Source organism: Pseudomonas sp. GW821-FHT07E12 (assembly GCF_058986605.1).
In genome coordinates, this window is the sequence record NZ_JBYSVX010000013.1 from 74,783 (window position 1) to 87,886 (window position 13,104).

General features: G+C 64.7%; 7 protein-coding genes. 6 read left to right on the forward strand and 1 reads right to left on the reverse strand.

What is annotated here, in order from left to right; all coding sequences use genetic code 11:
* Positions 1 to 195: 195 nt before the first annotated feature.
* Positions 196 to 2,934 (forward strand): TonB-dependent receptor, encoded by a 2,739-nt coding sequence (locus tag AC3WJE_RS09755; RefSeq protein ID WP_493730594.1) that lies wholly within the window; start codon positions 196 to 198, stop codon positions 2,932 to 2,934.
* Between the two features lie 8 nt (positions 2,935 to 2,942).
* A complete protein-coding gene (locus AC3WJE_RS09760) occupies positions 2,943 to 6,164 on the forward strand; it encodes a glycoside hydrolase family 2 TIM barrel-domain containing protein (protein ID WP_493730595.1) in 3,222 nt (1,073 codons plus the stop codon).
* Positions 6,165 to 6,267: 103 nt separating this feature from the next.
* On the opposite strand, the gene AC3WJE_RS09765 is transcribed toward AC3WJE_RS09760, so the two are convergent.
* A complete protein-coding gene (locus tag AC3WJE_RS09765) occupies positions 6,268 to 8,481 on the reverse strand; it encodes an alpha-galactosidase (RefSeq protein WP_493730596.1) in 2,214 nt (737 codons plus the stop codon).
* 242 nt (positions 8,482 to 8,723) lie between these two features.
* Between AC3WJE_RS09765 and AC3WJE_RS09770 the strand changes: the two genes are divergently transcribed.
* The 4 genes from AC3WJE_RS09770 to AC3WJE_RS09785 all read left to right on the forward strand — a co-directional run bounded on the left by AC3WJE_RS09770 (position 8,724) and on the right by AC3WJE_RS09785 (position 13,046).
* Entirely contained in the window at positions 8,724 to 9,512 is a 789-nt protein-coding gene (locus AC3WJE_RS09770; RefSeq protein ID WP_493730597.1) for a FadR/GntR family transcriptional regulator, read from the forward strand.
* A gap of 217 nt (positions 9,513 to 9,729) precedes the next feature.
* Complete coding sequence (locus tag AC3WJE_RS09775; protein WP_493730598.1) at positions 9,730 to 11,103, forward strand: MFS transporter; 1,374 nt, start codon at positions 9,730 to 9,732, stop codon at positions 11,101 to 11,103.
* Between the two features lie 777 nt (positions 11,104 to 11,880).
* Positions 11,881 to 12,417 carry a helix-turn-helix transcriptional regulator gene (locus AC3WJE_RS09780; RefSeq protein ID WP_493730599.1) on the forward strand — a complete coding sequence of 179 codons (537 nt, stop codon included), beginning with the start codon at positions 11,881 to 11,883 and terminating at the stop codon, positions 12,415 to 12,417.
* Between the two features lie 134 nt (positions 12,418 to 12,551).
* The gene (locus AC3WJE_RS09785; protein WP_493730600.1) at positions 12,552 to 13,046 is read left to right on the forward strand and encodes a DUF2589 domain-containing protein; all 495 of its coding nucleotides are present in this window, start codon (positions 12,552 to 12,554) and stop codon (positions 13,044 to 13,046) included.
* The last annotated feature ends 58 nt before the right edge of the window (positions 13,047 to 13,104 follow it).

Below are 13,104 nucleotides of genomic sequence, written 5' to 3' on the forward strand. Positions count from 1 at the left end.
ATCTTATAAATGGATTCGCCCACGTCCGATGCGCATGGCCGGCGATGGTCAGCGGAAAGGCTGGGATGAAAGGCGCCTGCAAACGGGGGCGGCGCCACCGCACGACCATCGTTTGTCACAAGCCAACGAGGTGGGGAAATGGATCATTCGGCACTAACCGTTTCAATCCGTAGCGGACTTCTGGCAATGGCGGCCATGGCCGTTTCCGCCGCTCCTTCCGCCAATGCGCAGGACGTCGCGTCCTCCGCCAACCGATCAGGCGAAAGCCGGAACGCGCAGGACGTCACCAATCTGGACGCGGTGCAGGTTACCGGCACCCGCGCCAGCATCCGCAAATCGCAGGCGCTCAAGCAGGATGCGGTAGGCACGCTGGATGCGGTATCGGCCGAGGATGTCGGCAAGTTCCCCGACCAGAACGTGGCCGACTCGCTGCAGCGCATCGCCGGTGTTTCGGTGGATCGCTCCAGCGGCGAATCGCGCTACATCACCGTGCGCGGCTTCGGCCCGGAGTTCAACACGGTGCTGCTCAATGGCCGCACCATGGCCACGGACAATGACGGACGCGAGTTCAGTTTCGATACGCTGCCATCGGAGTTGATCAGCACCGTCGAGGTGTTCAAGACGTCGCAGGCTGACCTGAGCGAAGGTGGCATCGGCGCCACGGTCAACATCCGGACTCGACGGCCGCTGGATAACCCCGGCCTGCATGTCGCAGGCAGTGTGTCGGGCACGCAGGACAGCATGTCCGGCGATATCAAACCCAAGCTGTCGGCGATGATCAGCGATACCAATGCCGATGGCACCTTCGGTGCGGCGCTGGGGGTGGTGCGCTATCAGCGCAACCATCGTTCCGAGTACATCAATACCGATGGCTGGCTGACCGGCGCGGGTGGCGTCAACGGTGTGAGCGGATTGAGCAACGTGGCGGTCCCGCGCACGCTGCAATACCAGGTGACCGAGGAGGAGCGCACGCGCACCGGTATCAACGGCGCCATCGACTGGAAGCCCACCGACACGGTGACGGTCACGCTGGATGCGATGTACTCACGCTACAAGATCAAGTCGCACTACAACGCGCTGGGCCTGTACACCGACCCGGGCGACGTGGAACAGATCACCGCCGATGACAATGGCACGGCCACTTCGTTCGTGCGCAAGGATACCGGCGGGCTGGCCAACGACTTCGTCGTGGCGAGCTTTCCGCGCGACTCCACCAACCAGCAGGCCGGTATCAACGTAGCCTGGCAGCTGGGCGAGCAGACCACGCTGGATTTCGACGGGTCCTACTCCAAGGCCGAGGAAAACAGCGGCGGCAAGCAGTACTTCATGGTGATGGGCGCGCGCAACGTGGGTACCAATCCGACCTGGAACCTCAACCCTGGCGGCTTCCCCAGCTATTCCAACCTGCTGTCCACCATCGACACCTCCGATCTGCGCGCGCATTACGTTGGCCGCGAAGGTGACAACCGCAGGGACGAGATTTACGAAGGCAAGCTCGACCTGACCCGCAATTTCACCGACGGCACGTTGTCGATGCTGAAATTCGGAATTTCAGGTTCCAAGCGCACCAAGAGCAGCGTGACCCTGCGCAGCTCGGACAACGATCTCAACTGCGCCTACTGCGGCTACGAGGTCCGCGTGCCTGCGGACCTGACCAGCGTGTTCAACACCGGCTCGCTGGTCAATGGCGCCTCGGTCGGCTCGCCGACGCAATGGCTGACCTACGATGCCGAGCGCTATTTCCAATTCCTCTCCAGCCCGGCGGCCTACAACCAGTTCGCACCAGGCGGCGAGTTCTACAACCCGGATGATCCCGATCGCGCCCAGCGCATCGCCGATGCCATCGCCAAGTACGGTGGCTATACCGCCGTGCCGGTGGCGCAAAGTCCGTGGCAGGTGCGCGAGAAGAGCTACGCGGCCTATGCGATGGCCAACTTCGAGAACAGCTTTCGCGACATGCCGTGGGTGCTGAACGTGGGCGTGCGCTTCGTCAAGACCGACGTGGTATCCGATGCGGTGTCGTCGCAGGTGGAATCGATCACCGGCAATCCCGGTGATCCCACCAACGCCCAGGTGCACTTCACCCCGCCGATCCCGATTTCGCGCAGCGCCAGCTACAACGACTGGCTGCCTTCGTTGAACTTCCGCATCAACCTGCGCGACGACCTGGTGCTGCGTGCCTCGGCGTCGGAAACGCTCACGCGCCCCACGCTGACCAGCCTGCGCATCAGCCAGAGCATCGGCGTGCGCCCGCCCGGCCCGGGTTCGATGAGCAGCGGCAATGTGGACCTGAAGCCGTACAAGGCGCGCAACTACGACCTGGGCGCGGAGTGGTACTTCAACGACACCAGCTACCTGGGGTTGGCCGGCTTCTACAAGAAGGTGGACAACTTCATCACCAACATCACCCGTGACACCACCATCCTGGGTTATCCGTTCCAGGAAACGTTGCCGGTCAACGCCAACACCGCCGTGGTCAAGGGGGCCGAGCTGTCGTTCCAGTACACCTTCGATCAGCTGCCGGAGCCGTTTGACGGGTTGGGCGTGCAGGCCAACTACACCTACGTGGACAGCCAGCAGACCTTCGATCCGGCCATCGCCACCGGTCAGTTCGCGGTGGTCGGGTTGGCCAACTCCGGCAACCTGGTGTTGTTCTACGAGAAGGACCGTCTCAGCCTGCGCGCGGCCTACAACTGGCGCGACGAGTATCTGGCCGCGGTTCGTGGTTCGCAGGGTGAGCCGACCACGGTCAAGCCTTATGGACAGGTGGACGTGAGCGCGAACCTCAAGATCACCGATCACGTTTCGGTGTTCGCCGAGGCCACCAATCTGAACAATGAAATCGAGGAAGCCTATTCGCGCTACAGCAATCGCGTGCAGTGGATGGCCAAGAACGGCCGCGCGATATCGCTGGGCATCCGAGGCTCGTGGTGAGGAGAACGATGTTGAAATCGCTGATGTCCGGATCGCGCAAAGGTTTGGCGCTGCTGCTTTCCCTGCTGTTGCCGGTAGCCGCCCTGGCGGCGCCGGCAACCGACTCCGGCGCCACGGTGCGGGAGTGGGAACGTCCGGACGTCAACGAGATCGACCGGGCGCCGATGCGCGCCACCGGTTTTCCCTACGAGTCGGTGGCGCTGGCGCGTGCCGGGCGCATGAGCGATTCGCAATATTTCCTCTCGCTCAATGGTCCCTGGCATTTCGCCTACTCGGAAAACCCGGACAAGCGCCCGGTGGATTTCTACCGTACCGACTACGACGTGTCGGGATGGGCCACGATCCCGGTGCCGTCGATGATCCAGGCGCAGGGCTACGGGCAGCCGCTGTACAACAACATCACCTATCCATTCCCGGCCAACCAGCCTTTCATCCCGCACGCGATCAATTCGGTAGGTTCCTATCGGCGTGATTTCACTGTGCCGGAGGGCTGGGACGGGCGTCAGGTGATGTTGCACATCGGTGCGGCCGGGGCCGCGTACTACGTGTGGGTCAATGGGCAGAAGGTGGGCTACAGCGAGGATTCCAAGCTGCCGGCCGAGTTCGACATCGGCCCGAAGCTGCGGCCGGGCAAGAATACGGTCGCGATCGAGCTCTACCGCTGGTCCGACGGCAGCTACCTGGAAGACCAGGACTTCTGGCGCGTCAACGGCATCGAGCGCGATGTCTATCTGGTGGCTGCGCCGCCGGTGTGGCTGCGCGACTTCTTCGCCCGCACCACGCTGGACAAGCACTATCGCGATGGCGTGCTGAACCTGGATGTGGACGTGAGCGGTGCGGCCACGGCGGCGCGGGTGAAGGCCAGCGTGCTGGATGGCGAACGCGTGGTGCTCGAACGCGAAACGCAACTGGGCGCCTCGGCCAAGCCGCGCAAGGCCACCTTGGCCGGGACGTTGGACAGCGTGCGCCCGTGGACGGCGGAAACGCCCAATCTCTACACGTTGCTGCTGGAGGTCTACGGCCCCGGCGACAAGCTGTTGCAGGCCACCGCCACGCGCATCGGCTTCCGCACGGTGGAGATCAGCGATGGACTGGTGAAGGTCAACGGCAAGCCGATCAAGATCCGCGGCGTCAATCGCCACGAGCATGACCCGTATACCTTCCACGTCGTCTCCGAAGCCTCGATGCGCCACGACATCGAGCTGATGAAGCAGAACAACATCAACGCGGTGCGCACCTCGCACTACCCCAACGCCGAGCTGTGGTACGCGTTGGCCGACGAATACGGCCTGTACGTGATGGACGAGGCCAACATCGAGTCGCACGAGTACATGCAGAAGGGCGACCAGGGCATGCGTTCGCGCGACAAGGTACAGCTGGGCTACGACCCGAAGTGGGCGCTGCCGCATCTGCAACGCGTGCAGCGCATGGTCGAGCGCGACAAGAACCATCCTTCGGTGATTTTCTGGTCACTGGGCAACGAAGCCGGCACAGGTCCCGCTTTCGCCAAGGCCGCCGAATGGATACGCGGTTTCGACAAGACCCGCTTGGTGAGCTATCTGGGCCACGGCACGCTGTATGCGCAGCATCTGCCCGAGCCTTATGTGGATTTCTACGCGCCGATGTACGACTCGGTGGAGCGCATCGTCGATTTCGTCACCAACCCGGATTCTCCGCCGATACCGCTGATCCAATGCGAGTACGCCCACGCCATGGGCAACAGCCTGGGCGACCTGAAGCGCTATTGGGATGCCGTCTATACCCACGACCGCCTGCAGGGCGGCTTCATCTGGGACTGGGTGGACCAGAGCATGATCAAGACCACCGCCGATGGCCGCCAGTACTGGGCCTATGGCGGCGACTATGGTCCCAATCCTTCCGGTCAGGACGCCATCGAGTTTGGTGACGGCCTGCTGCAATCGGACCGTACGCCGAACCCGCATCTGCACGAACTGGCCAAGGTGTACGGGCCGATCCAGTTCGAGGCAGTGGATGCGGCAGCGGGGCGCTTCATCGTGCGCAACCGGCACAACTTCATCGATCTGCGCGGTTTCGATTTCGATTGGCAATTGCGTGAGGACGGGCGCGTGGTCGCCGAAGGCAAGGGCCCTGCGCTGACCACGCCGGCCGATGGGCAGGAGACCGTGCAGTTCGCATTGCCGCCGTTGCAGCGCAAGCCGGGTGCCGAATACTTCGTCACCCTGCGCGCCTTGGCACGTGCGGACACCGTGCCGTTGGTGCCCGCCGGGCAGGTAGTGTCATGGGAGCAGTTCGCGCTCTCGTCGCCGCCGGCGTTGTCGGCCGCGCCTGCATCCGGTGCCGCCGTGGCGGTGAACGATGCTGCCGGCACCATCACCTTGCGCGCCGCCGGTGCCGAGCTGGTGGTCGATCGCAGCAACGGACAGCTGGCGCGCTACGCCTACCAGGGCCAGGAACTGCTGAGCGGCGGCACGCCCAACTTCTGGCGCGCGCCCACCGACAACGACATCGGCACCGGGCTGTATGCCAGCCACCAGATCTGGAAAACGCTCTCGGAAACCCGCCGCGTGCGCAGCGTGAACGTGGCCAAGGCGCAGGATGGCGGCGCACGCATTGTCGTGGGCTTCGACATCGGCGGCGACACCACGCCGGATGTGCAGTACGACGTGAGCTACGACATGGCACGCGATGGTTCGGTGACCGTCACCAGCGATTTCCGCCCGCTCTACGCCGGCCTGCCCGATCCGCTGCGGCTCGGCCTGATGTTCAGCGCGCCCAGCCGCATGACCGAACTGGGCTGGTACGGGCGCGGTCCGCACGAAACCTATGCCGACCGCTACACCAGCGGCGAGATCGCGCAGTACTCGGGCAAGATCGCCGAGCAGAACCACGACTACATCCGCCCGCAGGAAACCGGCAACAAGGTGGACGTGCGCTGGCTGTCGGTGGCGCCGGCCAATGGCGTCGGCCTGAAGGTCACCGGCGACAAGCCGCTGTCGGTGAACGTGCTGGCCTTCCCGTACTCGGACCTGGACCGCAAACCGGTAGGACAGGCACACAGCTCGGACATCCAGCCGCGCGAGCACGTCAGCCTGATGATCGACGAGCGCCAGATCGGTGTCGGTGGCGATGATCAATGGAGCCGATGGGGACAGCCGCATCAGGCGTACCGCATTCCGGTGGCAGCCGCGCAGTATCGGTTCCGTTTGCAGCCGCAGTTGGTGACGGGTGCTGCCGGAGCGGCGCAGTAGGCGAGGGCGTATCGATAGCAGCGGCACATCGTCGCGAGTATCGATACGCTTCAGACCCCACCGATGGTGGGGCAGGCCTCACTGATATCGGGCCCATCGCCAGTTACCTGGCTTCGAACACGAACCCCGCGGCCTGGAAATCACCACGCAGGGCCACCGGCACGCCGCGTTGCATCCAATAGGCGCCGCTCGCTTCGGCCGGCAGGTCCGCTGGCAGATCACCGCCGCCCAGGCGGGTGACGCGATAGCGTTTGGCTGGATCCAGGCCGCGTAGCGGGATGGCCGGCTCCGGCAGCGCCTTGGTGCCGCTGTGCAGGAACGCGAACAGCACCGCCTGGCGGCGGTCCTGCGATACCGAAAGCGTGGCGGAACGGCGGCCGCCATCCCATGGCGAGATCAGCCGGTACAGATCGCCCTGCTGCACGGTGGCGCGGATGTGCTTGTAGGCCTGCACCATGCGCTGGGCGGTGGAGAAATCGGCCTCCTGCCAGTGATTGAGGTTGGCACCGATGCCCAGCCCGCCCTGCATCGAGGACAGGAAGCGATACTCCAGCGAGGTCTGGCGGCCGTTGAGCCAGTTCGGCGAGTCGGTCACCCACGCCATCATCACCGCCGGCGTGTAGGCGTGGCTGAAACCGTCCTGCATGCTCAGGCGATCGTAGGGATCGGTGTTGTCCGAAGGCCATACCTGATCGGTCAAGGCCATGATGCCCAGATCCACGCGGCCGCCGCCGCCGGAGCAGGATTCGATCTCCAGCCCCGGATGCTTGCGGCGCAGTTCGGCCAGGATCCAGTACAGGTTGCGCACGTACTCGACATAGAGCGTGGGCTGTTGTTCCGGCGTCACTTCCGGCCAGCCCGGCTCGGACCAGTTGCGGTTGTAGTCCCACTTGAGGAACTGGATGTCGTTGGTGCTCACCAGCTCGTCCAGCACCTTGAACACGTGGTCGCGCACGTCCTGACGCGCCAGGTTGAGCACCAGCTGGTTGCGCGCCGGCGTGCGTGGGCGATCGTTGAAATGGATCGCCCAGTCCGGATGCGCGCGATACAGGTCGCTGTCCGGGTTGACCATTTCCGGCTCCACCCACAGGCCGAACCGCATGCCCAGGCCGTGCACCTTGTCGATCAACGGCTTCAATCCGTTGGGGAACTTGTTGCGATTGACCTGCCAGTCGCCCAGCCCGGCCTTGTCGCTGTTGCGCGCGCCGAACCAGCCGTCATCCATCACGAACATCTCCACGCCCAGGCGCGCGGCTTTTTCGGCCAGCGCCATCTGGCCGCTTTCGTCCACGGCAAATTCAGTGGCTTCCCAGCTGTTGTAGAGCACCGGGCGCAGGCGCGGTTTGCCGTTGCCGGGCAGGATGTGCTCGCGCTGGAAGCGGTGCATCAGGCGCGATGCGCCGCCCATGCCTTGATCGGAATAGCCGGCGTAGAACACCGGAGTTTCCAGCGTCTGCCCGGGCGCCAGCGGATAGGCGAAATCGAACGGGTTGTAGCCGCCGACCACACGGACTGCGCCAACCTGGTCCTTGTCGATGCTGATCCGCCAGGAGCCGGACCACGCCAATGCGCCGAACCACACCGGCCCGCTTTCCTCGGTACTGTTGTCGCTGCGGTCGATCGCGAACCAGGGCGCGTTCTGGTGGCCGGTGGAGCCGCGACGGCTCTCCAGCACGGTCGCGCCTTCGGTCACCGGACGCTGCTGCAAGGTCCATTCGCCAGCCCAGCGCCCGGTGAGATAACGTAGGCGATAGTCACCCTGCGGCGCCAGCGTGTACGAGGCCGAACCGGCCTGGTCGATGCGTATCGGCGTCTGCCCCAGGTTCTGGATCGAGGCCGAGCGCGCCAGCACGCCGGTATCCGGATCGATGCGGTAGCGCAGGGTGACCTGCACGGGCTGGGCGATGTCCTTCGTCACCACCTCGAGGGTGTCGCCCTGGATACGGTGCGAGAGGTACTTGAGCACCGTGTCGCGACCGCCGTCGGCATAGGTGATCTTGAGCGTGGTCTCGCTGAAGATGCCGCCGCCTTGCGCGGGAAACTCCTGCGGCGTGACCGACGCGGACAGATCGAAGCTGGCCGCGTCGCGCAGCGCTGCCACCGGCCCCAGCGGATCGCCATCGGCCAGGCGCCCGCCCCAGTAGGCCGATTGCAGCTGCCCCAGTTCGTTGATGCCGAAGGCATAGGTCACCCGTCCGCCATCGAGCCGGAACATGCGGGCGCTTGCGTCGTAGTGCGCCGCCGCACTGGCCGCATCCACGGCGCCCACCTGCGCGATCAATCCCAAGCCCGATGCAACCAGCGCCGCGATGCGCATGCAGATCCCCTCTATCCGGCCTCATGTTATTTGTCATATAAATAAACCAGCACCTGGCGTCAAGGCGCGATGCGGCGGGCGGACATCATGCTGCGGCGCGAAACGGCGTCGATCATGTGCCTGCGCGTGACTTGGAGCACATAAACCAGCGTGCTATCGTCCAGACGGCAAAAGTGGTGCGGGTTTTCCTGGAGCCGTGTGGCTTCTCAGCGCGGTATTTCTCAACAGCGGATTTCTCGAAGATGGCTCCACTCCAGCCCGCCGGACGTTCGCGCATGGCCGGCCGCATGACGTTGACGGAGCAACTGCTGGAAGCGTTGGGGCGGGAAATCGTGCTGGGGCGGTTTGAAGCCCGTCCGTTTCCCACCGAAGCGGAAATCTCCGAAACCTATTCCACCAGCCGCAGCGTCACCCGCGAGGCGATCAAGATGCTCACCGCCAAGGGCATGCTGTCGGCGCGCCCGCGCAGCGGCATCCTGGTGCAGCCCGAGCGCGCGTGGAGCCTGCTGGATGCCGACGTGCTGCGCTGGATGCTGGAGCGCAAGTTCTCCTACAAGCTGCTGCGCGCCTTCACCGAAATGCGCCTGGGCATCGAGCCCACCGCCGCCGCGCTGGCCGCGCGCAATGCCGATGCGCAGGCGATGCAGGAAATCGAGCGTGGCCTGCAGCGCATGGTGGCCGCCGAGCATGGCGAGGACGACCATCACGCCGCCGACGCCGCCTTCCATGTGGCGATACTGGACGCCACCGGCAACCCGTTCTACATCCAGCTGCACGAGCTGGTGCACGCCGCGCTGCGCTTTTCGATCCAGCTCACCAACCGCATCAAGGGCCACACCGCCAGCATCCCCGCGCATCGCCGCGTCTACGATGCGATCAAGGCCGGTGATGCAGTGGCCGCACAGGTGGCGATGGCGGCGATCATCAACGACGTGCTGGCGTTGATCAGCCAGGTGGAAGCACGTGAATCCGGTTCGCGTAAACCGGCAAAACGATCCATCGCGACTTCGACGCGCAGCAAGCGCAAGTAGGGGACAGCCCGGTCCAGATGGAAGGGCGGGATCCCGGCGATGAATACGAGCTTCGCTCGCGCCGGTGGCGATCCCTCGATGATCCATTGCGGCGCCTTTACCAGCATCGCCGTCCTTCAGGTGCGAGTCCGGCTAGTACTTTCGGGTAACCCGGGGGAACCGGCGTGAGCGGCCCTTCTATACTCCCGGGCTATCCACAAGAACAGGGCCTCGCCGCATGAGTGCAGCCACTTCGCCTCCCGTTGCCACCCATTCCATCGCGCAGGGCGCGCTTCGCCGCTCGGTGTCCAACACGCTCAAGGGCTCGGCCGGCAATCTCGTCGAGTGGTACGACGTGTATGTGTACTCGGTGTTCGCGGTCTATTTCGAGTCGCAGTTCTTCTCGAAGGAAGACAAGAACGCCACGATGTTCGTGTGGGCGATCTTCGCGATGACGTTCCTGATGCGGCCGATCGGCGCGTGGTACTTCGGGCGCTTCGCCGATCGCTTTGGCCGGCGCCTGGCGCTGACGGTATCGGTGTCGATGATGGCGGCATGCTCGTTCGTCATCGCGATCACGCCGACCGAGGCGGCGATCGGCATGGCCGCGCCGGCGATCCTGCTGCTGGCGCGGTTGCTGCAGGGCTTTGCGACCGGTGGCGAGTATGGCACCAGTGCGACCTACATGTCCGAAGCGGCGATCCCGGGCCGGCGCGGCTTCCTGTCTTCGTTCCATTACGTGACGCTGGTCGGCGGTCATGTGCTGGCGCAGGCGACGCTGCTGGTGATGCTGCAGTTCCTCGAGGTACCGCAGATCTCCGAGTGGGGCTGGCGCGTGGCGTTCGGTATCGGGGGCGTCGGCGCGATCGTGGTGTTCTGGCTGCGCCGCACGATGGACGAATCGCTGCAGTCCGAGTCGATCGCCGAGGCGCGCCAGGGCGGCGCGCGTGCGGCCGGCTCGATGTATGAGTTGTTCGTGCACCAGTGGAAGCCGCTGTTGCTGTGCTTCCTGGTGACTGCCGGCGGCACGGTCGCGTTCTACACGTACTCGGTCACCGGGCCGAAGATGATCCAGAGTGCGTTCGCCGGTGGCGACGTGATGGCCGGCACTCTCATCAATCTCGCGGCGTTGACGCTGTTGATGCTGATGCAGCCGGTGGGCGGCTGGCTGTCGGATATCGTCGGCCGCAAGAGCCTGCTGGTGTTCTTCGGCATTGGCGGCGTGCTGTACACCTGGTTCCTGGTGCTGGAGCTGCCGCAGCAGACCCACTGGCTGTCCGCGTTCGTGACCCTGGCGATCGGCTTCGTGATCCTGACCGGCTACACCTCGATCAACGCGGTGGTGAAGGCCGAGCTGTTCCCGACCCACGTGCGCGCGCTGGGCGTCGGCCTTGGCTATGCGCTGGCGAACTCGGCATTTGGTGGCACCGCACCGCTGCTGTACCAGGCGTCCTTGCGCTCGGACCACGTGACGGCGTTCGCGGTGTACGCGACCGTGATCATTGCGGTGTCGCTGGTGGTCTATGCATTCTTCCTGACCAACAAGGGCGCGAACTGGCTCGACGATGAAGCCGCGATGCGCAAGCGCACGTCGTCGGCGGGTCGTGCCTGAGGGCGCGGGTGTTCGGACAACACGCTGGCCGATGCCACGCGCGGCTAGATGGAAGGGTCAGGCCCGTGATGGCCGGGAGGGCAGCTTCGATCCAGGGCTGCCCGCATCCGATGTCCCGATGGGAAGCGGCATAGCACCGCACGCCGATCCATCCGATTGACTCATCACATATCGCCGCGGGCAGAACCCGCGGCGATGTTGTTTCTGGACTCCGCCGTGGCCAACACGCGCCGGCGCCGATCGTGCTCACGGCGGGCGCGGCAATCCCCGGAATCGGCGATGGAGGCAACGCCTGCACTTCGGTGATCCTCGAGGCGACATGTTTGATAAGTCCCTTCACACGGACTTCTTCACATCGGCGATCTGTTCGTCGATGTGAAGGAGCCACGGTGGGTTGGCCCGCGCTTCCGGTGGATATTGAAATCGCGAGGCAACGAGCGGGGGTGATGTCGTGTCCTGCTGTCCCATCGCGATCCGGTGCCGTGGTCTTCCCACCGATGCGAAAGCGTCCTGCAACGATCTGACAAGGATCTGCAACGCCGCGCAAAATCCGCGACCACCGCTCCGGTTACACCGGTAGATAAGGAACTGCGGTGTCGTTTCGACCCTTTCCGCATCCAGGGGATCCAGTGACGCCTAGTCTGACCGGCGGTGCTGTGGCTGCCCCGTGGGCTGGGTCTGCCGATGCACCGGCTCGGTTTTTCAGCAGAAGGAGGCGGCACGGCTATGGATGTTTTCGAGCGTGGTTTGGACATCTCGACGGATCATCCCGGGTCCGTGCCCGGTGGGCTGGATGGATCCGACGATGGCGACGGACGATTGCTGGCATGGAGCCTGGCATTGCTCTCGCGCATGGGGCACTGCAGCTGCCAAGCGATCACCGGCGACCACGATGACGTCGCGTGGGAGGCCTTGCTGGAACGCTCGCGGATCCGGCCGCATGGCACTGCCGCGACGCGATTGGTCGAACGTGCCCGCGAGTGGATCGAGCGTCATGCCGACGATGAGGAACTGTCGGTGGAGCGCCTGGCTTTCGCGTTGAACATGTCGCGCACCAGCCTGCATCGCAAGTTGGTGGCGAGCATCGGCCATCCGCCCGGCGAGCTGATCCGCATTGTCCGCCTGCAACTGGCGCGCCGGCTGTTGTGCGAGGGCGAGGGCAACGTGTCCGAAGTTGCTTACGCGGTCGGCTTCGTCAGCCTGTCCGGTTTCAGTCGCGCCTATCGCCATCACTACGGCGAACCGCCGTCGAGCATGCGTGGCAACTGCTGCTCACCGTCGATGCGCCGCGAGCCGGCTGCAACGCGCGGCTAAACCGGCGCAACACCGCGCCGTACGCCACTGCGACGGCACGGCTACTAATGACCCGTGGGCCACGACCACCGATATCCGCCTCTCGCGGATCGCAGGCATCCACGATCAGGAGCGAAGGCGAGATGAGCGGAACCATGTCATTCCACACCTTGATCGAAGCATTGGCCGGGGCCGTGATCGAGGCCCAGGACAGCATCGAGATGCATCAGATTTCCCACCTGCGCGATTACTTCGACGAAGACAACCGACCCAGGAGCGTCACCATCCGCATGCCCTCGCTGCACCCGCAGGCCGAGGAAGGCGATGAAGACCTCTACCGGGCGCCGTTGTTGCCGCTGGTCTCCACCAACAACCTGCGCATCCGGGAGGTGGCGATCAGCTTCGACGCGGACCTGGCGGAACTGGGCGTGGAGGATCTGGACGCGCCTGCGCCGGGCGCGACAGAGGCCTGGGAGTCGCCGCGGCCGGCGGCGCGGCACGTTGGACTGGATACCGGCCGCGGCAAGGGTGTGGGCAACGTACACGTGAAGTTGTGCGTGGAAGGAACCGAGCCGACTGATGGTGCGGCGCGGCTGATGAACCATCTGGCGCAGAGCCAGGGGGTCTTCAAGACCATCAAAGCAAGCTGATCCAACGCAACGTGATCCGGTCCGGCCACGTTGTGTGGTCGCTGCCGCCCGTCCATCC